This window comes from Pedobacter sp. BS3, assembly GCF_008274585.1.
Classification (GTDB): Bacteria; Bacteroidota; Bacteroidia; order Sphingobacteriales; family Sphingobacteriaceae; genus Hufsiella_A.
In genome coordinates this window covers 973,716-995,464 of the sequence record NZ_VTRT01000001.1, presented here as the reverse complement: position 1 = coordinate 995,464, position 21,749 = coordinate 973,716, and the positions used below count along the sequence as shown (strand labels likewise).

The 21,749-nt window shown below is 41.7% G+C and carries 17 protein-coding genes; 13 read left to right on the top strand and 4 right to left on the bottom strand.

Features of this window, described 5'->3' with window-relative positions:
* Window positions 1-3 precede the first annotated feature (3 nt).
* The 6 genes from FW774_RS04300 (at window position 4) to FW774_RS04275 (ending at window position 10,206) form a co-directional block, all read left to right on the top strand.
* Window positions 4-1,296, top strand: coding sequence for a hypothetical protein (locus FW774_RS04300; RefSeq protein WP_149346892.1), 1,293 nt, complete (start codon window positions 4-6; stop codon window positions 1,294-1,296).
* 68 nt (window positions 1,297-1,364) lie between these two features.
* Window positions 1,365-4,532: an alginate lyase family protein gene (locus tag FW774_RS04295; RefSeq protein WP_149346891.1), complete on the top strand. Its 3,168-nt coding sequence runs from the start codon at window positions 1,365-1,367 to the stop codon at window positions 4,530-4,532.
* Between the two features lie 49 nt (window positions 4,533-4,581).
* Complete coding sequence (locus FW774_RS04290) at window positions 4,582-5,028, top strand: carbohydrate-binding protein (RefSeq protein WP_149346890.1); 447 nt, start codon at window positions 4,582-4,584, stop codon at window positions 5,026-5,028.
* Between the two features lie 50 nt (window positions 5,029-5,078).
* Window positions 5,079-7,529, top strand: coding sequence for a glycoside hydrolase family 2 TIM barrel-domain containing protein (locus FW774_RS04285; protein WP_149346889.1), 2,451 nt, complete (start codon window positions 5,079-5,081; stop codon window positions 7,527-7,529).
* Window positions 7,530-7,540: 11 nt separating this feature from the next.
* Window positions 7,541-8,596 carry a sialate O-acetylesterase gene (locus tag FW774_RS04280; protein ID WP_149346888.1) on the top strand — a complete coding sequence of 352 codons (1,056 nt, stop codon included), beginning with the start codon at window positions 7,541-7,543 and terminating at the stop codon, window positions 8,594-8,596.
* A gap of 20 nt (window positions 8,597-8,616) precedes the next feature.
* Entirely contained in the window at window positions 8,617-10,206 is a 1,590-nt protein-coding gene (locus FW774_RS04275; protein WP_149346887.1) for a glycoside hydrolase family 28 protein, read from the top strand.
* 150 nt (window positions 10,207-10,356) lie between these two features.
* On the opposite strand, the gene FW774_RS04270 is transcribed toward FW774_RS04275, so the two are convergent.
* Genes FW774_RS04270 through FW774_RS04260 form a run of 3 tightly spaced genes read right to left on the bottom strand, consistent with a single transcriptional unit; the run spans window position 10,357 to window position 11,823 of the window.
* Complete coding sequence (locus FW774_RS04270) at window positions 10,357-10,920, bottom strand: nucleotidyl transferase AbiEii/AbiGii toxin family protein (RefSeq protein ID WP_187774804.1); 564 nt, start codon at window positions 10,918-10,920, stop codon at window positions 10,357-10,359.
* A 59-nt stretch (window positions 10,921-10,979) separates the two neighbouring features.
* The gene (locus tag FW774_RS04265; RefSeq protein WP_149346885.1) at window positions 10,980-11,204 is read right to left on the bottom strand and encodes a DUF6922 domain-containing protein; all 225 of its coding nucleotides are present in this window, start codon (window positions 11,202-11,204) and stop codon (window positions 10,980-10,982) included.
* A gap of 43 nt (window positions 11,205-11,247) precedes the next feature.
* Window positions 11,248-11,823, bottom strand: coding sequence for a DNA-3-methyladenine glycosylase I (locus FW774_RS04260; protein WP_149346884.1), 576 nt, complete (start codon window positions 11,821-11,823; stop codon window positions 11,248-11,250).
* Window positions 11,824-11,958: 135 nt separating this feature from the next.
* Here FW774_RS04260 and ffh point away from each other — a divergent pair, with 135 nt between their 5' ends.
* The 7 genes from ffh (at window position 11,959) to purD (ending at window position 20,466) form a co-directional block, all read left to right on the top strand.
* Window positions 11,959-13,299: a signal recognition particle protein gene (gene ffh / locus FW774_RS04255; RefSeq protein WP_149346883.1), complete on the top strand. Its 1,341-nt coding sequence runs from the start codon at window positions 11,959-11,961 to the stop codon at window positions 13,297-13,299.
* Between the two features lie 265 nt (window positions 13,300-13,564).
* Window positions 13,565-13,870: a helix-turn-helix domain-containing protein gene (locus FW774_RS04250; RefSeq protein ID WP_149346882.1), complete on the top strand. Its 306-nt coding sequence runs from the start codon at window positions 13,565-13,567 to the stop codon at window positions 13,868-13,870.
* 24 nt (window positions 13,871-13,894) lie between these two features.
* Window positions 13,895-14,326, top strand: a complete 432-nt coding sequence (locus FW774_RS04245) for a GxxExxY protein (protein ID WP_149346881.1) — start codon at window positions 13,895-13,897, stop codon at window positions 14,324-14,326.
* A gap of 23 nt (window positions 14,327-14,349) precedes the next feature.
* Window positions 14,350-16,029: a site-specific DNA-methyltransferase gene (locus tag FW774_RS04240; RefSeq protein WP_149346880.1), complete on the top strand. Its 1,680-nt coding sequence runs from the start codon at window positions 14,350-14,352 to the stop codon at window positions 16,027-16,029.
* Window positions 16,030-16,059: 30 nt separating this feature from the next.
* Window positions 16,060-16,488, top strand: a complete 429-nt coding sequence (locus tag FW774_RS04235; protein ID WP_149346879.1) for a GxxExxY protein — start codon at window positions 16,060-16,062, stop codon at window positions 16,486-16,488.
* An 89-nt stretch (window positions 16,489-16,577) separates the two neighbouring features.
* Window positions 16,578-19,091, top strand: a complete 2,514-nt coding sequence (locus tag FW774_RS04230) for a DEAD/DEAH box helicase (protein ID WP_149346878.1) — start codon at window positions 16,578-16,580, stop codon at window positions 19,089-19,091.
* Window positions 19,092-19,191: 100 nt separating this feature from the next.
* Entirely contained in the window at window positions 19,192-20,466 is a 1,275-nt protein-coding gene (gene purD, locus FW774_RS04225; RefSeq protein WP_149346877.1) for a phosphoribosylamine--glycine ligase, read from the top strand.
* A 405-nt stretch (window positions 20,467-20,871) separates the two neighbouring features.
* Here the strand turns inward: purD and FW774_RS04220 are convergent, their stop codons facing one another.
* On the bottom strand, window positions 20,872-21,741 hold the full coding sequence (locus FW774_RS04220) for an AraC family transcriptional regulator (protein WP_149346876.1): 870 nt from the start codon (window positions 21,739-21,741) through the stop codon (window positions 20,872-20,874).
* Window positions 21,742-21,749 lie beyond the last annotated feature (8 nt).

Here is a 21,749-nt window from a genome sequence, read left to right as displayed (position 1 = left end):
GTTATGAAAAAGAATGTACTCTTTATTGTGCTCCTGTGTATAATAACAGGAAGCCAGGCCCAGGTTTTTTTCAACCAGGACTTTAGCTCGTCCACGATTCTTACAGATTACGCAAGTACCACACCATCTGCCAACCAGTTTGATGCCATTGGTGTTGCGGCAGGCAGTAGTGGCTTAGGTGTAACAGCGGCTATAGACAACAGTAAATTCCATATTGTTAAAACTTTGGCTGGATCTGCTAACGGCACGGCGTATTTCGTCCGTACCACGGATATGAACATTGCTACTCAATTTGTTTCAGTATCATTTAAGCTCAGCATAAGCAATTTTTCTGCCACAGGCAACAGCCAGGCCCAATTCTTTTTCGGAAACAATTATGCTGTTAATGAGACACAAGAAACAGCTTCTAATTTTGCAAGGTTAGGAATAAACTATGCGACCGGAGGTGCATTTCAAATGAGAGATGTTTCGGGAGGGAACGGTAATGGTGCAGGAACTTTTACAGGCGAGCAAACTATTACATTGATCTTAAATGCTACCCCTGACAGCCGTAAGTATACGGCGCCGGATAATAACGAATATATTATTGCCAGCGGAAAGTGGAATGTCTGGGTAGGTACACAGAAACAATTTACAAACGATATATCCAGAATAAACGCAGGTGCAACGCTTTCAAATTTTAAATTTATTGCAACAGGAAATCCAGCAACGTACGATATCGATGATATTGTAATGACTGCGCTTGACGGTACGCTGCCCGTATCATTAACATCTTTTACAGGACATATCAGGACCGGCCAGGCCGAACTCAACTGGGTCACCGCTTCAGAACAAAATAATGCCCGGTTTGAAGTATCCCGTTCTGCTGATGGCCAGCAATTTAATTACCTCGGACAAGTGACCGGTAATGGAACTTCACAAGAGATTAACCGGTACAGCTATATTGATCGGCAACCGTTACCCAGTATAAGCTATTACCAGTTAAAACAGGTAGATTTTGACGGCCAGAGCAGGATCCTAGGTACCATTGCATTAAAAGCAACATTAAATTCCGGTAACGTTCAAGCATTTGTGGCGTCCGATGACCGGTTATGTGTGCGTATTAACGCAGCCACAGCCGGATCCATAAGACTGCGTGTAGCTGACATATCGGGGCATTCTTTAATGCAGGATCAATTACAGTTAAACCAGGGATATAATGAGCTGTTTGTTCCTTTAAATCTTTCCAAATCAGGAACTTACATCGCCAGTGTTATTGAAAATAACAGCGTGTATCGTATTAAGTTTAATAAATAAACCGCAGAAGTATTGTTCAGAAATCCTGTTCCAGACTATCTTTTTAAAACCGTTTAGTTAAAATAAAGATGAAAAAACACCTGTTCTTTCTGTTTGCTTTGTGGTCTATAGGTCAGAGTAAGGCCCAGGTTATGTTCAGCCAGGACTTCAGCACTTCATCGTTACTTGCGGACTACATAAACCCGGCAAATCCCTCGGCTGGTCAGTTTAATGCTGCAGGGGTCATGACCGGGAGTAGCGGTTCGGATGGAGTAACGGTTACGGTGGTCAATAATGCCCTGCATGTTGAAAGAACCATTAGTGGTGCAGCCAATGGCACAGGATTTTTCGCAAGGACAAGCAATCTTAATCCAGCTTCACAGTGTATAGCTGTACGATTTAAACTGTCTGTAAGTAACATTTCCAGTACTGGCAGCAGCCAGGCGCAGTTCTTCTTCGGCAGTGGCTTTTCTGCCGACGGTACTCAGGAAGATAATACAAACATAAATTCCAAATTTGGAATAAGTTTAGTGGGATCGGCAGGTGATTACCATTATGCGTTAAGGGATGTATCAACTGGCACTAACAGTACCTATAACTATTCAGGCGAGCATCTGGTTACCTGGTTTATAAATGCTTCGGGAGCCGATTGCCAATATACCGGTCCGGATGGGAATAAATATACCCTGGCAAACGGCAAATGGAATATCTGGGTAGACGATGTAAAACAATTCTCAACCGATCGCAACGCTACAACGGCTACGATAAGCTTATCCAATTTCAAATTCATTGCGACAGGAGGAACACCCACCTATGATATGGATAACCTGATGGTAGTTTCGCTTGCCAATTTTACGCATCCCGGTATCAGTGTGAGTAAAGAGCAATTGGACGAAATAGCTATGCAGGCCAATGCCGGCAACAGATACCGCCTGGCCGGATATCAGAAAGTAGAAGAGTTTATCGCTGCAAACCCTGTACCGACATCTTTCCCTTCAGTAGTATATGCAAAAGGAGCAGGCGGTACACCAACAGAAGACCAGATCAGAACAGATGCTATTTTAGCCTATGCCTGGGCATTGCGTTGGGCCCGTACCGGCTTAACTGCCGATGCTGATTCGGCGATCTATATTTTAAATGGCTGGGCAAGCAATTTTGATCGATATGAGGTAGTTTCCGGCACTTCCGAAGCACAAAAATGGCTGGAGGCATCGTGGGTGGCACCCTCATTTGCCGCTGCTGCCGAGATATTAAAAAATTACACCGTAAACAGCAACGGCTCCGGATGGCAATCTACAGCTATTACTGCCTGCTCTGCTTTTTTAACCAGGCTGGATACTACCTACATCAGCAAGATGGTAGAAGCTGTTGACGCTAATGAACCTTTACGACTGAATAACCAGGGGGTATCTGCCGGTTATGCGAAAATGGCTATTGGCATATTCCAGGATAATGCTGTTGAATATGCCGAAGGGAAAAGAATCATACAACGCTTATTGCCTGAGATTATTGATGGAAGCACAGGTGAGGTATTTGAGCTTTGTTCCAGAGATTGTACGCATCCGCAGTACTCCATGTGTGGGTTCACCTATGCCGCAGAAATGGCCAGGATACAGACGGATAGTTCCTTATACGAGGCCAATGCACAACGGCTGAGAAAGGGGTGGAACTGGATTGCCAAAGCCTTTGCAGGACAGATTGGCTGCCGCGATTGCTCAACGGCAAACAACGTTATCCAGCCTGCCATAGAAACGGCCTACCGTTATTACCAGACCGATTCGCTGGCCTCGTTCCGGAATAAGCAAAGCCCCTACGGAGTAAAAAGTGATAATACCTTTTTGGGCTTCACTACCTACACCAACTTGCAGTTAACTACAGAACTGGACAGCGCCGGTGTATGGAACTACCCCGTTACTACATGGAGTTATGACTTAAGTTCCGGCGGTTCACTGGGAACAACTTACCATAGCACATCTGCCTCCAATTCTGTTTCATCGGGAAGCAGTGTTGGTTTCCTGCCTTCACCCCCGTCAGGTTCGGCCCGGGTAGCACAGGGCTCTACCGGCAATGGAGGTTATGAGCTATTGAATTTAGGGACATCAGATGCGGCTTTAAAAATTACTGCGAATTCAGCAGCACTAAATAAATTCTCGGTATACGATATTACGGAGGCTGGTCCTGCCGCCGCTTTCTCCTTTAAAATCATCTTTGGAACTGGCGGAACAAATGGTGAGTATGCCTTTAGCGTAGGTAACGGAACGGGTGGTGTATTTACGAGCGGTAGCCAGGTGAGTACATCGACAGTGAACAGCAGTATTTTTTCATCCCTGCGATGGATATATTCAGATTCAGGTATTAGGCTATGCTACCGCTCCGTGTCAGATGGTGTGATATCATATACCACCATTGCAAACTTTGTTAAAGGGAATGAGTACGATATTGAATTATATCTGAATAATGACACTGTTGGTAAGGAATATATCCGCGGAAGCGTAGGTTACACTGTACCACCGCAGCGTTACCAGTTTTGGGTAAACGGTCTGCGGATGTCAGATCTGGGCAATTATAATTTCCCCTACTCCCAGCAAACGGAGCTCGATTCAGATAAAGCTTTAAACGCTTTTCTCATTACCAGTACAGGCAACACATCACCATCGGCAAATTCAGCTACCCTGACGCTAAGCCATATAAATATGACTTTTCCGAACCTTACACTTCCGGTATCCCTGAAAGCTTTTAATGCTGATTATCAGTCAGGTCGTATTCAATTAAACTGGACAACTGTGTCAGAATATAATACTATGCAATTCGATATTCTGCGGTCGGCCGATGGCAAAACGTTCAGCCTGCTGGGAGCTGTTCAAGGAAACGGAACCTCAAAAAGTACCCGGGGTTATAGCTATATCGATTATCAGCCTTTAGCAAATACCGGGTATTACCAGTTACGACAAGTAGATTTTAATGGTAGTTCTAACCTGTTGGGCACACTTAGTGTGAGATCCTTATCACCGCGGGCAAGTCTGTCCTTTTATAAAGCCGGCGATCTATCACTTTATGCTCGTATTTATGCTGTGAAAACGGGTATGGGCAAACTCGTGATAAACGATCTATCCGGCAGGGTGATCTTTAGCCATAGTATCATGTTAAATCAGGGCAGTCAGGATATTCAAATTCCCTCCTCAACCTTATTGCCTGGAATTTACGTAGGAAAGCTGGATATGCAGCCTGGCATAGTCACCTCTAAATTTATTTTTTAAAACCTGCAAATGAAAAATTATCAGATATACATAACATAAATAGAGAACAATGAAAAAGAACCAAAGAGTAGTAGCCCTATGTATCATGGCCTTGAGCATATCTGTAGCAGTATATGCACAAAGCAGTCATAAAATAGAAGCAGAAAGTTTTAGCGAAACAAGCGGAGCAGCCCGTAAAAAGACCGAAACCGGTACCGTAGTCAATAAATTCGATAAGGGTAAATGGATTCGTTTTGATAAGATCGATTTCCAGACCGGAATATCCAAAATCAGGATAAAGGCAGGCAGCGGAAGTTCAGACGGAAAAGCGACGCTCGAATTCAGGACAGGAAGTGAAACGGGCCCGCTGTTGGGTAAAGCTGATATTAAAACAGCAGGATGGACCGTATTATCTGAACAGGTTATTGATATTACTAGAACTTCAGGAATACAAGACCTTGTGGTAGTTTCCAGCCAGGGAGGAGTTATATTAGACTGGATTTCATTAGAACAATAAGCTGCCAACCAGCTTGAAATTTTTTTGCCGATACGTATACTTAATTTATTGTGAAAGAAGTTAAATTGATCATTGTCTTATTCCTGCTTATTCCGGCCACTTATGCACAGCAGGCACAGCGGCTAAACGCTAACTGGCAGTTTATTAAACAGGATTTAAGTACAGCGTGGGAAGCTGTCAGACCTGTGGAGGGCGATAGTGCAGAAATTGTACCGTTGTGGCAGCCTGTTACATTGCCGCATTGCTACAATGCGGAAGATGCGGTTGATCCGGATGTAAATTATTACCAGGGCCCCGCCTGGTATCGTACCGTGCTCGATATTAATAATCCCTATCCGAACGGCAATACCCTGCTGCATTTTGAGGGAGCCGGGCAAAAAACCGAGGTTTATATTTACGACCAGAAAGTAGGAAGTCATGTAGGCGGGTATGATGAGTGGACGGTAGATATTACCCAGGCTGTAGCCGATTTTAAGAAAAAAGCCGTATACAATACACGGTTTAAACATAAAATCCCCATTGTTATCCGAACAGATAATTCACGCGACAGGGAAATGATCCCTTCCAGTCTTTCTGATTTTAATGTATATGGAGGGCTTTACCGGTATGTGAACCTGGTATACAACCCGCCTTTGTCTGTAGAAAAATTATTTATCAAAACGCATGTGTCGTTGGCTGATAAACTGGGGAGTTTACAGGTAACGCCCCGGTTTTATAACCCGGATCATATCGCTACAGTGTCGGGCACATTACGGGTATACGGGCCGGATGGCAAACTGGTTTTAGAAAAAGAGTCGGGAGAGAAAGCCGTAACAGAAACAGCGTTCTGGAACCTAACTATTAAAAGCCCACGCCTATGGTCGCCGCAAACCCCGGCATTATATACTGTAAAAGCAAGCTTTCGTTCCGCTGTCGGTGAAATCACACATACTGAAAAAATCGGTTTCAAGGATGTGATCTTTAAAGAACAGGGGCCATTCTTCCTGAATGGAGAACGATTGCTTCTACGCGGAACTCATCGTCATGAAGACCATGCCGGCGTAGGCGCTGCCATGACCGAAGATATGATACGCACCGAGATGAAGCTGATCAAAGCCATGGGCGTGAACTTCATTCGTCTGGCGCATTACCAGCAGTCGCAGATTGTACTTAACCTGTGCGACAGCCTGGGCATCCTGGTATGGGAAGAAATTCCCTGGTGCCGCGGTGGTTTAGGCGGCCCCGTTTACCAGGAGCAGGCAAAACGGATGCTCACCAACATGATCGAGCAGCATTATGACCACCCTTCGGTGATGATATGGGGGCTGGGGAATGAGAACGACTGGCCCGGTGATTTCCAGGAATTTGATAAGCAAAAGATCCGGACTTTTATGAAAGAGCTGAATGATCTGGCTCATCGCTTAGACCCGTCACGGAAAACCGCTATCCGCCGGTGCGACTTTTGTAAGGACATTGTGGATGTTTATTCGCCATCTATATGGGCCGGCTGGTACAGGGGCTTGTATAAGGAGTACAAAACCATTTCAGAAGCTGAAATGAAACAGGTGAACCATTTCCTGCATGTAGAGTGGGGCGGCGATAGCCATGCGGGGCGTCATGCGGAAAATCCTTATGAAAATCTACCTCCTATTAAAACCGGTAACGGAGGAGCCGAAAAAGACGGCGATGCGTTATTGAACGGCGGTCCGCCAAGGATAGCCAAGGACGGCGACTGGAGCGAAACCTATGTTTGCGACCTGATTGACTGGCACCTGAAAGAGCAGGAAACCATGCCCTGGCTCAACGGGACTGCATACTGGTGTTTTAAAGATTTTTCTACACCCTTACGGCCCGAAAATCCGGTACCCTATGTGAATCAGAAAGGCGTTGTAGAACGCGATTTCACCAAAAAAGAAGCTTACTATGTATTCCAATCCTACTGGACAGAGAAAGCCATGGTACATATCTATGGGCATACGTGGCCAGTGCGCTGGGGAAAGCCGGACGAGGAAAAGCAGGTTAAAGTATATTCCAATTGCGATGAGGTGGAGTTATTCCTCAACGGTAAAAGCATGGGTAAGAGAAAGCGACACAGCCAGGATTTTCCCGCCGCAGGCTTGCGGTGGAACCTGTATTTCAGGGAAGGTGAAAATAAGATCCATGTTACCGGCTTTAAGGACAAAGCGCTTGTGAGGGATACCATCACTTTTACCTATCAAACGCAGAAATGGGGAAAGCCTGCAACTATTAAATTAGAAAAGGTCATCGAAAATGATGATACCGTTAAGGTGAATGTTACCTTAACAGATGCGAATGGCGTTCCCTGCCTGGACGCGAAAAACTACCTGTACTTTTCGCTTGCAGGAGACGGTAAACTGATTAAAAACCTGGGCACTCCTACCGGCTCATCCAAGGTACAGGCATTTAATGGCAGAGGCAGCATCCGGGTGCAAACCGGCAGCGGTATCAATACCATTATAGTCAAGAGTGATGGCTTGAAAACAGCAACATTAACATTTTAAAATCAACTAGCATGAAATATTTTGTCAGACAAGTAAGCCTTTTGCTATTACTTACAGCAACAGTAAAGGGACAAGATAAACCCGTTAAAAATTTAGATATTTACCTGCTTATCGGGCAATCCAACATGGCTGGTGTAGCCGAAGTGAGTACTTTACAAAGAGATACGCTCTCAAAAGTCTTTCTGTTTAACGATAAAAACCAATGGGAAAAAGCGGTGTGTACCCAGGAAGAAGGCTTTAACCGGTATTCTACCGTAAAAAAATCATATCCTCAGAAACTGGGACCGGGTTATGGTTTTGCCCAGAAATTAACAGCTTATGTTAAGCAGGACATTGGCGTTGTTGTTAATGCGAAAGGAGGCACATCCATAGTCTGGTGGCAAAAGGGATATGAAGGGCCGAATGATTATAACTTATACGAACAGGCTATAGCAAGGGCAAAAGCTGCCCTGGCAGCTACCCCCGGCAGCACTATCAAGGCCATTATATGGCATCAGGGCGAAAGTGATAACTCCTCTCCTAAAAATGAATTGTATATGAGTCGTTTGAAGAAGTTGGTAGCAGATTTACGGACTGATCTCGGAAATGACAAGCTGCCGTTCATAGCTGGTGAGGTAGGAACCTGGAACGGCCGGGGAAAAGGTGTCAATCCGGTAATTCGCCAAATACAGGACAGTATCCCTTACAGTACCTGGGTATCTTCATCCGGACTTACATCCATTGATGTGAAAAAGAATAATCCGCATTTCGATACATACAGTCAGTTGGTGTTGGGTGGCCGTTACGCGGATAAGGTGCTGCAAATAATTTATAAATTGTCACCGGGAGACGTAACGCTGTATACCGGTGAAGATTATACTGGCCGGTCTGTTATCCTCAAGCCAGGAACTTATAACAGTACGGACCTGGAGCGGTTCGGTATAGGCAAGCAGGAAATCAGATCCATAGACATTAACAAAGGTGCACAGGTGCTTTGTTATCCGGATAATTTGAATGATAAACCTGCAAAATACACTAAAAGTATCAACCGTTTGACAAACCCGGTTTCATCAATAACCATCCGGTAAAAACCTTTAGCAGAACAATAATGAAGAAGAAATTGATTTTAACGTACCTTTTAGGAAGCTTGCTGGTATCCTTAAAAGCCCAGGAGATAATTAATATCAAGCAGTTTGGGGCTGTTGCCGATGGTAAAACCGTGAACACAAAAGCTATCCAGAAAGCTATTGACGCCTGTGCCCAAAATGGCGGTGGCCAGGTAATTATTCCTAACGGGGTGTTTATCTCAGGCACCATCAAGCTGAAGGACAATGTGGCATTGTACCTGGAACCCTCCGCAGTATTAAAAGGAAGCCCCGATTACAAAGATTATGAATGGGAACCGTATGAAGTGGGGAAAAACGAAAAGCGGCGGGCACTGATTAGCGGAAGGAACCTAACGAATGTGGCTATTTTAGGCCGGGGAACCATAGACGGAAACGGCGGTCATAAAAACTTCCAGGGCAAAAATAACTATGGTGGCATTGGCGGCGGTGTAAGGCCCTTCCCTATTTCCATTTCACGCTCAACCGCTGTAAAAATAAAAGACATATCCGTTATAAACGGGGCATTCTGGAATATGAAAATAGATGCCTGCGACGATGTACTGATTGATGGTATTACCATTAAAAGCCGTATTGTAGCCAACAACGACGGAATTGATATCGTTGATTGTTATAATGTACGTATAGCCAACTGCAATGTATTTTCCGGAGACGACGGTATTTGCTTAAAAAGTAACACGAAACGCGGCGTAAAAAATGTAACCGTTACTAATTGCGTGGTGAGCAGCGAATCAAATGCACTTAAATTAGGAGCCGTTGGCAGGGGTCCTTTTGAAAACATTGTATTCTCCAATTGTACGGTATATGACACCCGTTTATCAGGCATTGCGTTCGAGATTGTTGACGGAGGCAGGGCAGACCGGGTAATATTCAGCAATATTACCATGCATAATACAAACGGGGCAATATTTTTAAAGTGCGATACCCGGGCAGATGCCGTTGGAACCCAGGTTAAGAATATCATTATCTCTGATATCATTGCCGATGGTATCGGTAAATGGAGGGCAGATACCACCATAAAATATCATAAAAAGGAATTTGATGAGCGCATCGGTATGGTGATATCAGGTAATGACCAATGCCCGATAGAAAATGTAACGCTAAGCAACATTCATTTGCAGTTTGCAGGAGGCGCAAAAGCCGGGGATGCCCAACCCACTATGGTAGATAAAAATGCTCATGGTTATCCCGATTACTATACCTGGGGAATAACGCCGGCCTATGGTATAAACTGTAATTACGTTAACGGTATCAGGTTCAATAACATTGTTATGGATTTTATAGCAGCCCAGGACGAGCGTCCGGCATTCTATTTTCAAAACTCAGGCGATGTTGTACTGGACAATATTCAGGCCAAAACATCATCCTCAGCGCCATCTTACATTCGTTTCAACACCATAAAAGGAGCCTACATTACCAATAACAAACCACGCTTTGCTAAAATTCCATTTTGCTCCTTTGAGGGGATGGCAGAAGATGTAAGCATTGTCAATAATGATCTGTCAGGGACCTCAGTTCCATATATACTAAAAGGCAAAATAGATGAAAAGCAAATAACGGCAAAGAACAACTAACACTGTGCTATTGAGCTGATTGATATAAACGAGTGTGCCTGGAAAATCAAAAATACCGTTATTTCTCTTCTTTGAGCACTACTAACGGAGGACCCTTCTAGACACACTCGTTCAAAACACTAAAGTGTTAAAAATGCAATGAAATAAAATCTAATTATTAAACGTATATTGTTTTATTGCTTCCTGTAAGCGTTGTTTCGCAACAGCCCATGTTAAGTTATTCAGCATGTTAGGCTCCGGCTGAAAATCTATATCAGAAAAACTTGACAAATAACGTAATACGAGGGATATATCACTATTTTTATGACGCTCCTGATAAAAATTCAACATCTCCTTTAGCGAATATTCATCAAGCAGCGTTGCAATATCCATATAATCTTTCTTTTCACCGCGTTGTAATATGGCAAACAGCTTCATCGCGATAATATCCTTTTTATAAATCATCCGGATATTATTCTCTTCTATAGGCTCTGCAATAAAAGGCAGATTCCAGCTCAAAAAATCCAGCTTTAAGCCAGATACTCTCAGAAAAACGCCATATTGATTTTGGTGTATATCAGTTACGTCCGAAAAGCGCTCAATAAGAACTTTAATCAGATTGTCTTTATCAAAATTGTTTTCAGAAACAAAGTCAGCATCAACAGATATCCTGTGTCCAAGTTGCAGCGCTAAAGCAGTACCCCCACATAAATAAAATTGATTAAAGTCGGGCATGATACAGACTTGCTCGATTAATTGTCGCAATGGTGTAGATATGGTGTTGAAATGCAACATTACAAATAGCCTAATACTTTGGCGAAATTAACAGTCTGGCGGTTTAACCCCCGGTAGTTCTTTAATGCCTGGTTGATTGTTTGAGCGTCATAATGCTTAATGACCGCCTTAATATCGGACATCAGGCCATATTGAAACACACGGGCAATGATGAAATCTGCATGCTGATCCTCATCCATCTTCGCCATATCGACATCCCAAAAGGCTGTGTTGCTCAATTGCATAACACAAAAATACTAAATATCAGAAAGATTCAGAGGGAGGCTGTTATCTGAACGCACAATCAGCCACATGATCATTCACCATGCCGGTAGCTTGCATGTGGGCATAGCAAATGGTAGAACCGAAAAACTTGAAGCCTCGCTTTTTCATGTCTTTGGCAATGGCATCCGATATTTCGGTGCGTGCCGGAGCCATTTTATGATCACTTAAATGATTCGATATAGGCTTGCCATCCGGCATAAAACTGTATAAATAGGCATCAAACGAGCCAAATTCCTTTTGAATATCCAAAAACAAACGGGCATTGGTTATTGCAGCTTCAATCTTCATCCGGTTACGGATAATCCCCGTATCCTGCATCAGTCGTTCCACATCCTTTTCGGTAAACTGAGCAACCTTAACCGGGTCAAATCCGGCGAAAGCCTCACGGTAATTCTCCCGGCGTTTTAAAATAGTTATCCAGCTTAGCCCGGCCTGTGCCGATTCCAGTACCAGGAACTCAAATAATATCCGGTCGTCATGCACCTCCTTGCCCCACTCCTCATCGTGATATTTTACATACAAAGGGTCTGTGCCGCACCAGCCGCAACGTTTAAGGTCAGATTGATTTTTTGCAGTCATACAGCTAAGGTAAACAAATTGCGGATGTTTCAGATGGTAAATTGTGTGGTAAACGCCGGCAATTTATCCAAATATCATTACCGGCATTACAGGATAAATGATAACTTTGCAGGCTGCTAAAAGCTGATTACTACCATGTTCGAAAATTTACAGGATAAACTTGACAGAGCGTTTAAAGTTCTGAAAGGTCAGGGAAGCATTACCGAGATAAACGTTGCCGAAACCATGAAAGAGATCCGTAAGGCTCTTCTGGACGCGGACGTTAACTATAAAACGGCCAAGACATTTACCGATGAGGTGAAAGAGAAAGCGCTGGGACAGAATGTGCTCACCAGTATTTCACCAGGACAGCTGCTTACCAAGATCATGAACGATGAGCTTGCCCGGTTAATGGGCGGCGAAGCATCGGATCTGAACCTGCAGGCAAATCCAACCATCATACTCATTGCCGGACTAAATGGTGCGGGTAAAACCACCTTTTCGGGTAAGCTGGCTAATTTCCTGAAAACACAGAAAGGCAAGAAACCTTTGCTGGTAGCCGGCGACGTTTACCGTCCGGCGGCGATTGATCAGTTACAGGTCTTAGGTACACAAATTGGTGTTCCGGTATATGCTAACCTCGAATCAAAAGACCCGATTGCGATTGCACAGGAAGGTATCGCCGAAGGTAAGCGCAACGGCAATAATGTAATTATTGTAGATACCGCCGGTCGTTTGGCAGTTGACGAGGAAATGATGAACGAGATTGCGGCCGTTAAAGCGGGAACCCGTCCGGATGAGATCCTGTTTGTGGTAGATGCCATGACCGGTCAGGATGCGGTAAATACAGCCAAGGCTTTTAACGATCGCCTGGATTTTACCGGTGTGGTGCTCACCAAGCTGGACGGCGATACCCGCGGCGGTGCTGCCTTATCCATCAAATCGGTAGTAAACAAGCCGATCAAGTTTATCGGTACCGGTGAGAAAATGGAAGCGCTGGACGTGTTCCATCCCGACCGTATGGCTTCACGTATCCTGGGAATGGGCGACGTGGTTTCGCTGGTGGAACGTGCCCAGCAGCAGTTTGACGAAAAGCAGGCTGCCGAACTTCAGAAGAAAATCCGCAAAAACAAATTTGACTTTAACGATTTTATCGGCCAGATCCAGCAGATCAAAAAGATGGGTAACATGAAAGACCTGATGGGCATGATACCCGGCGTTGGTAAAGCCATAAAAGATATTGATATTGACGATAATGCCTTTAAGCCCATTGAAGCCATTATCCAGTCCATGACCCCGTACGAACGCGAAAATCCCGATGCCATCAGCCAAAGCCGTCGTGCCCGTATAGCAAAAGGTTCAGGAACAAACATCGCTGAGGTTAATAAGCTCATCAAGCAGTTTGAGGATATGCGCAAAGCGATGAAAATGTTCTCTAACCCGGCAATGGCATCAAAAATGATGCGGGGAATGCCTAAAATGCCTTTTGGGAAATAAGAGTAGTTGCAGTCTATCCTGGTAAGATAGATGCAATCCTGCCGAACGGCTATACAAGCATTAATAGAAATATAGAAATGAGAAGATCCTAACATTTCACAGATTAATATAGTTTTTCGTGCCAGAGAGAGTATGTTTAAATTGCCTAACCGCACCTAACACCCGGCAAATTCAATATTGTTGATAAAATGTCTAAGCGCCTTTACTTAGCAACACGATCATTTTCTTATATTCGCCAATATTTGTCAAGTCAAAATAAAGCAAATTGAAAACGATAGGAACAATACTAAGGGAATTGAGAGAGGCAAAAGGGCTTTTGCTTAGAGAAGTCGGAGCTGAACTTTCGCTTGACCCGACTATTTTAAGCAAAATAGAACGAGATGAACGTATGCCGACAAGAGAACAGGTAAAAGCACTTTCCGACTTTTACAAAGAGCACAAAAATGATGTAATCATTGCGTGGCTTTCCGACAAATTGGCTTACGAAGTGCAAGATGAAGATTTGGCATTACAGGCTTTGAAAGTGGCGGAGGAAAAAGTAAAATACCGTCTGAACCACAGGTTGACCTGATTTTTATGATTAAATGATTTTGATATGAAGGAAATAATAAACGAAAAATATAAGTATTCCGAACTGACAGGTAAGATAATTGGCTGTTCTATGGAAGTGCATAAAATTTTGGGTAATGGTTTTCAGGAAGTCATTTATCAAAGGGCATTAGAAGAAGAATTTATTCTTCAAAAAATTCCTGCGCAAAGAGAATTTGAAATGAAAGTCTTTTATAAAGAAAAGATTGTAGGAACAAGACGAGTCGATTTTTTCGTTGATAACGCAGTTTCCTTAGAAATAAAGGCATTAATTAAATTGGAAGACGTTCATTTAACACAAGCTATTAATTATTTGGAAGCATATAATTTAGAAATCGGGCTGTTAATCAATTTTGGAGCAAAAAGTTTAGAGTACAAGCGGTTGATAAATTCAAAATTTGACCCCAACAAGCCACATACATCAACTCAATCAAAATAATCAACTTAATCAAAGGTACAGATATGCCAACACTCAATTTCAAAGGAAAAACATTTGTGCAAAACCACCATTTGGCGGTTAAATACCACCAACTTGTGCCAAAGGCAGAATTGAGCCTTACGGACAAAGTTTCTTTGCACGATAACCTGATTGTACAAGGCGACAACCTGAAAGCATTGAAAGCACTTTTGCCTACTTACGCAGGTAAAGTAAAGTGCATTTACATAGACCCCCCTTACAATACAGGAAACGAAAATTGGGTGTATAACGACAATGTAAACAGCCCGATGATTAAAGAATGGTTGGGCAAAGCCGTAGATATTGAAGATTTGACAAGACACGACAAATGGCTTTGTATGATGATGCCACGCCTAAAACTGTTGCGTGAATTATTGAGCGAAGACGGTGTTATTTTTATTTCTTGTGATGATAATGAACTTGCCAATTTACGAGTATTGTTAAGTGAAATTTTTGGCGAAACCAATTTTTACAGTCAAGTAATTGTAAGAGCAAACAGTAGAGGGCAAACCTATAATCAAATTGCGAAAACACACGAGTATTTAATCGTTTACACCAAAAATCCAGAAACTGAATTATTTGAACTCGAAAAAGATAGCGAAACAAGTGATTTAAACTTAAATGACGAAATAGGTGCTTTTAATGTTCGTGAACTTAGAAACCGTAATCCAAAATTCGGAAAGCACAATCGTCCAAATTTGTTTTACCCGATTTACATAAACCCAAAATCAGAAGATAAAGACGGATTTTGTTTAGTTTCATTGACCGAAAGCGAGGGTTTTACTGAAATGGTAGAACCATTCAATTCACAAATGAAAGAAAGTTGTTGGAGGTGGGGAAAAGATAAGGTTACAAAAAATACATCTTCAAAAACAACTACAAGTAATTTAGTTGCCAAAAAGAAAACTGACGGCTCTTACGGAATTTATGAGAAGTATCGTAAAACCACATTTAAACCCAAATCTATTTGGGACGATAATTCATTTTTAAATGAAACGGGAACTATTGAATTACGAGAATTGGGATTAGAAAATCAATTTGATTTTCCAAAACCAAAATCTTTGGTAAAGCAATGTATATCCTTAGCGACAAGCGAGGGCGATATTGTTCTTGACAGTTTTGCAGGTTCGGGAACTACGGCACAAGCCGTTTTAGAACTAAATGAAGAAAGCGGAGTTGAGCGAAATTTCATTTTAGTAGAAATGGAAAATTACGCAAATGAATTGACGGCGGAAAGAGCAAGACGAGTAATCAAAGGCGTACCAACCGCCAAAAGCGAATTGCTGAAAAAAGGCACAGGTGGAACGTTCAGTTATTTTGAATTGGGCGAAACCATAGAAATGGAAAGTTTGTTGAGTGGCGAAAATCTGCCGTCTTTCACAGAATTTGCACGTTATCTTTTTTACACCGCCACAGGCGAAGAATTTAACGAAAAAAACATTGACACCCAAACAGGTTTTATAGGCGAAAGCAAAAACTATGAAGTGTATTTGTTTTACAATGCAGACATTGAATGGCTGAAAACAAACGCTTTGACTTTGGAGCGTTGTAAATCTTTGCCAAAATTCAAAGGCAAACAACGTTTGGTATTTGCACCTGCCAAATATGTGGACGATTACACTTGTTTAGAATACCGAATTGATTTTTGCCAATTACCTTACGAAATTTACCGTCTGAACCGATGATTTTTTAATGATTAAATGATGTCGTTGATTATGAAAGAAATTGTAAATGATAAATATAGGCATTCTGATTTGACAGGAAAGATAATCGGTTGTGCAATGAAAGTCCATAGTACTTTGGGAAATGGTTTTCAAGAAGTGATTTATCAGCGTTGTTTGGCTATTGAAATGCAAAAGCAAGGTTTAGGCTTTGCAAGAGAATTGGAAATGACTATTCATTATGAAGGAATTGATGTTGGTACAAGACGAGTTGATTTTTTAGTCGCTGACACGATAATGGTAGAATTAAAAGCGCTCACAAAATTGGAAGATGTTCATTTGGCACAAGCATTAAATTATTTGGAGGCATATAAATTAGAAACAGGGTTATTAATCAATTTTGGTTCAAAAAGTTTAGAATTTAAACGAGTAACCAATGAAAGGAAGTTGGCAAAACAACAAATCAAAAAATCAGACGGCTGATTCGTTTGATTAAATGATGATATGATTATAAAAAAGACAGTAAAAAAATCAGCGAAATCTGATAATCAAATAAATCAACGGTTCAGACAATGAAATTAAAGCACTATCAGGATAAAGTTTTAAAGGAACTCAAAGATTATTTGGGTGCTTTGGCTGATGCGAAAAAAGAGTTTGAAGAAATTGCCGAACTCAAACCGCATTTAGCAAAACATATTAATTTCCCGAAAGAGGCTTGGGAAAAATCGACAGGACGTATTGTTTACAGTTCCAAAACAAACGGCTTGGACGAACCTGTACCCGACATTTATCTGAAAGTGCCGACAGGTGGCGGTAAAACTTTATTGGCTTGCCACGCTATTGACAGTATCCAAAAAACGTATCTCAAAAAACAAACAGGTTTGGTACTTTGGGTTGTGCCGTCCACACAAATTTATCGCCAAACCATAAAAGCATTAAAAGACAGAAATCACCCATACAGACAGGTTTTAGATATTTCGAGCGGTGGCAGAACTTTGATAAAAGAAAAGACAGAAATGTTTAACCGTCTTGATGTGGAAGAACATTTAGTCGTGTTACTTTTAATGTTGCCGTCTGCAAACCGTCAAAACAAAGAAACGCTAAAAGTATTCCGTGACCAAGGCGGATTTACCGATTTTTTTCCAAGAGAAGATGATTTTGAAGGACATAAAAAACTAAAAGAATTACTTCCAAATTTAGATTGTTTCACAACCGAAATGGAAGTTTTCGGAACGCAAATAAAAACATCATTGGGTAATACTTTGAAAGTTTTACGTCCACTTGTTGTGATTGATGAAGGACATCGTGCTTATGGCGAAAATGCGAGGAATACAATACGCAATTTCAATCCGTCATTTATACTTGAACTTTCGGCAACACCACCGCCAAACAGCAATGAGTTGGTAAAAATTACAGGTCGTGAATTGCACGAAGAAGAAATGATAAAGTTGGATATTCACTTAACCAACAAAACAAGTTTGGATTGGCAGGACACACTTTTGGCAAGTTTTGAAAAGCGAAACGATTTAGAGAAAAAAGCCAAAGAGTACGAAGCCAATACAGGCGAATATATTCGTCCGATTTGTTTGATACAAGTTGAACGAACAGGGAAAGACCAACGAGATAAAAAGTTTATTCACGCAGAAGATGCGAAAGAATATTTAATCAAAAAATGTAATGTTCCCGAAAGTCATATTGCTATCAAATCAAGCGAAAAAGACGATATTGAGGGAATTGATTTGTTTGCCAATGATTGCGAAATTCGCTACATCATTACCAAACAAGCCTTGCAAGAGGGTTGGGATTGTTCGTTTGCGTATGTGCTAACCGTGCTTACAAACCCAAGTTCAGCAACAGGAATAACGCAATTAGTTGGTCGTATTTTAAGACAGCCGTTTGCACGAAAAACCAAAATACAGGATTTGGACGAATGTTATGTTTTTACATTCCGACAAAATGCAAAATCGTTGGTTAGCGACATCAAAAAAGGATTAGAAGATGAAGGATTGGGCGACATTGCAGGAAGAATTGTAAGCGATGAAGCAGGAATGGACACAGGAAGTTTAAAAGACCGTGAAATGCAGTATCGTTCGGGCTTTAAGAAGTTCGAGGGGAAAATTTATTTACCAAAATTTGTTGTACAAGAAACAGAAAGTTGGAGAAATCTGAATTTTGAAATTGATATTTTAAGTGAGATTGATTGGGAAGACATTAACATTGATGAAATTCAAAATCTTTCGTTGCAAAACAAGTTGAGCAAAGAACAAGAAATTGTTTTGGGTTTGAGCAACGAAGAACAGGAATTGCTAAGAGAAACAGGCAGAGCAGAAAAAACAGGAACATTAGAAATAGACGAAGTTTTTCTGACAAGACAGATAACTGAAATAGTTCCTAACCCTTGGTATTGTTTCCAGATTGGCAAAAAAGCGATTGATTTATTACAAACGAAATATGACCGTGAAACGGTTGCAACCAATTTTGTTTTCATCATAGAAGAACTAAAAAAGGTTTTAGACAAAGAGCGTAACCGCTTATCAGAACAAGTTTTCAGAAAAATGATTACCGACAAAAAACTTTGTTTTTTCTTGATTGAAAACAAAGGTGGATTTGTGTTGCCATCAAGAATAAAAGTGAAAAGCAACAAACAGTTAGTCCGTAACGACAACACGCCAATTCAGAAATCCTTGTTTGACTACGTTCCCGAAGAAAACATCAATGACCTTGAAAAATCGGTTGCCATTTACCTTGATGAACAAGAGAAACTATTGTGGTGGTATCGCAATATGAGCCGACAAGATTATCATATTCAAGGTTGGAAACCTAACAAGATTTATCCCGACTTTCTTCTCGCAGACAAGCAAGAAAGCAAGGACGACTACGGAACGGTTTATGTGTTAGAAACAAAAGGTATTCATTTGAAAAACGAGGACACAAAATACAAACAAGACGTGTTTGCATTATGCAACGAATTAGGAGCGAAAAAGGCTTGGAAAGAATTGTTTGACGAATTTCCCGACCACGACTTTGAATTTCAAGTAGTGTTTGAGGACGAATGGCAGAATAAAATAAATGAATTAATGCGGTAGGATAGCCAATGCTATAGTAGCATATTTGCATTTTGTCAACTGTACATTAGTCGTATAACTTCCGGTCTGAAACTAAACCGCTTTTTTTATCTTTGCCGCTATGAATATTCTTTTACTTGGTTCCGGTGGTAGGGAAAGCACATTTGCCTGGAAAATAGCGCAAAGCAAAAAGTGTACACAATTATTTATTGCGCCGGGTAATGCCGGCACAGGCGCTTATGGCAAAAATGTGGCTATAAAACCTACCGATTTTGAAGCTGTTGGTCGGTTTGCTATCGATAATAACATCAGTATGGTTGTGGTTGGCCCCGAAGAGCCATTAGTAAAAGGTATTCACGATTATTTCCTGGAGCAGGAAGAGCTGGCCCATATTCCGGTAATTGGTCCGCAAAAACAAGGTGCACAATTAGAGGGAAGCAAGGATTTCTCCAAGCAGTTTATGCAGCGACATTGTATACCAACCGCGGCATCAAAAACCTTTACGCTTGCAACGCTTGAAGAAGGGTTGCAATACCTGGAAACCCAAACCTTACCAATTGTATTAAAGGCGGATGGCCTGGCAGCCGGTAAAGGTGTGCTGATATGCGAAACACTCGAATCGGCCAAAGCGGAATTAAAGGCCATGCTGCAGGACGCCAAATTTGGCGAAGCCAGCAGCACCGTGGTTGTTGAACAGTTTTTAAGAGGCATTGAGCTTTCGGTTTTTGTATTAACCGATGGTAAGCATTATAAAATTTTACCTTCCGCCAAAGATTACAAACGTATTGGCGAGGGCGATACCGGTTTAAATACCGGTGGTATGGGTTCTATTTCTCCTGTACCGTTTGCCGATAAAACCTTTATGGGCAAAGTGGAACAACGCATTGTGATCCCAACCATTAACGGGCTGAAGCAGGACAATATTCCGTATAAAGGATTTATTTTCATCGGGCTGATGAATGTAAACGGCGAGCCTTACGTTATTGAATACAATGTACGCATGGGCGATCCGGAAACGCAAAGTGTGCTTTCCCGCATAGAAACTGATCTGGTTGATCTGCTGGAAGCAGTGGGCAATCAAACGCTTGATAAGGTTGAGCTGAAAATCTCTCCGAAAACTGCCGCAACCATTGTAATTGTAGCCGGTGGTTATCCCGGCGAATACCTGAAAGGCAAGGTTATATCCGGGATAGAAAATGTTCGCGAATCCCGGGTTTTTCATGCCGGAACAGAGCTGGATGGCGGTGTAATTAAATCATCCGGCGGACGTGTTTTAGCGGTTACCGCCTTACGGGATAACCTGTTCGACGCCGTGCAACAGGCTACCGCCGATGCCGGACGCATTTACTTCGACGCGTTCTACTTCCGTAAGGATATTGGTTTTGATTTATTGTAATAGTATTAGGTGATGCCGGATTATAAATCCGGAGGTTATGAGCATCGGGATTACAAATCCCGATGAGCGGAGAAATCAGGCAGTGAAGCAATCTGTTTTTAAGACTTACGAAGTTTCCAAAACTTCGTAAGTCCATATTCATTTATAATTCCAAAGCCCCTTCTACCAGTTTAAGGTTTTTGATATTAACCGACGAAAGCTTAGTAACGGACCCGGCCGGAACCAATACTACTTTGATGTCAAAATGTTTGCTTTTCAATTCGTTACCATTAGTGTCGCTGGTCAAACTTTCATAGCCGGAAATTATAGCTTTATCCTTTTAGTGGCATAGTGCAGCGTTTCTGCAATTGTCATGCCTGAAACGGCAACGATGTTGATTGTCATGGCAGCCCAGGTAGCTACCTATTAAATAGAGACAAGTTGTTTTCTATACATTTTGGCACTCATTCTGGTTATTTTTTTGAATTGTCTGTTAAAATAAGAGATGTTGTTATAACCTACCTTGTAGCAGATTTCTGAAATACTTAAGCTCTTATTTAAGAGTAGTTTACAGGCTTGGGAAATCCTTATTTCATTGAGGAACTCTGTACATGTTTTGTGGGTTCTGGTTTTAAAGTATCGGCAAAATGAAGCTTTGTTCATGTTGATGATAGCGGCCAATTGATCCAGATAGATATCGTCACGATAGTTTTTCATCATAAAGTCGATCACTATGTTTAGCCGGTCCGTTTCTATTTTATTTATATTTTGAACATATAGTGGCGTAGAAAGTAATTTGATATCCTTTGCTGTTGCTATGGTATCGAGCAGATTTAGAAAATTTATTAGCCGTTCGTATCCGTTGGAATGATAGACAGCTTTGATCATCTGGGATATCTTGCTGTGCTCCTTGCCTAATATGGATATACCTTGTCTGCCTAATTCAAATAATTGTGCTATATGATTTAATTCAGGCAATTTGAAAAAATCTTTTCCAAAACAATCTTCCAGGAAATGAATAACGTATACATCTACATATAACTCTTTGTTTCCTTCGTAATATTCTTTGTCGTTTTTCCACACATGGGGTAGATAAGAACTGATGAACGCCAGATCGCCATCGGAAAACTGATCTACATGATTTCCCATTATTCTCAATCCTTTGCTTTTTTCTACAAAGATTATCTCATATTCTGGATGATAGTGGAGGGGATAATCCATATAAGGTGTCACCTCTCTTTTTACGGCGAGAGAGGAAAGCAGATTCGGAGATATTTTTTCTAGTTTGGGTTCCAATTAAATAC

Coding starts and splice junctions, on each gene's coding strand:
- FW774_RS04295 (WP_149346891.1), top strand. CDS start 1,365: ATGAAAAAACACCTGTTCTTTCTGTTTGCTTTGTGGTCTATAGGTCAG.
- ffh (WP_149346883.1), top strand. CDS start 11,959: ATGTTCGAAAATTTACAGGATAAACTTGACAGAGCGTTTAAAGTTCTG.
- purD (WP_149346877.1), top strand. CDS start 19,192: ATGAATATTCTTTTACTTGGTTCCGGTGGTAGGGAAAGCACATTTGCC.
- FW774_RS04275 (WP_149346887.1), top strand. CDS start 8,617: ATGAAGAAGAAATTGATTTTAACGTACCTTTTAGGAAGCTTGCTGGTA.
- FW774_RS04300 (WP_149346892.1), top strand. CDS start 4: ATGAAAAAGAATGTACTCTTTATTGTGCTCCTGTGTATAATAACAGGA.
- FW774_RS04245 (WP_149346881.1), top strand. CDS start 13,895: ATGAAGGAAATAATAAACGAAAAATATAAGTATTCCGAACTGACAGGT.
- FW774_RS04270 (WP_187774804.1), bottom strand. CDS start 10,920: ATGCCCGACTTTAATCAATTTTATTTATGTGGGGGTACTGCTTTAGCG.
- FW774_RS04230 (WP_149346878.1), top strand. CDS start 16,578: ATGAAATTAAAGCACTATCAGGATAAAGTTTTAAAGGAACTCAAAGAT.
- FW774_RS04240 (WP_149346880.1), top strand. CDS start 14,350: ATGCCAACACTCAATTTCAAAGGAAAAACATTTGTGCAAAACCACCAT.
- FW774_RS04280 (WP_149346888.1), top strand. CDS start 7,541: ATGAAATATTTTGTCAGACAAGTAAGCCTTTTGCTATTACTTACAGCA.
- FW774_RS04260 (WP_149346884.1), bottom strand. CDS start 11,823: ATGACTGCAAAAAATCAATCTGACCTTAAACGTTGCGGCTGGTGCGGC.
- FW774_RS04235 (WP_149346879.1), top strand. CDS start 16,060: ATGAAAGAAATTGTAAATGATAAATATAGGCATTCTGATTTGACAGGA.
- FW774_RS04265 (WP_149346885.1), bottom strand. CDS start 11,204: ATGCAATTGAGCAACACAGCCTTTTGGGATGTCGATATGGCGAAGATG.
- FW774_RS04290 (WP_149346890.1), top strand. CDS start 4,582: ATGAAAAAGAACCAAAGAGTAGTAGCCCTATGTATCATGGCCTTGAGC.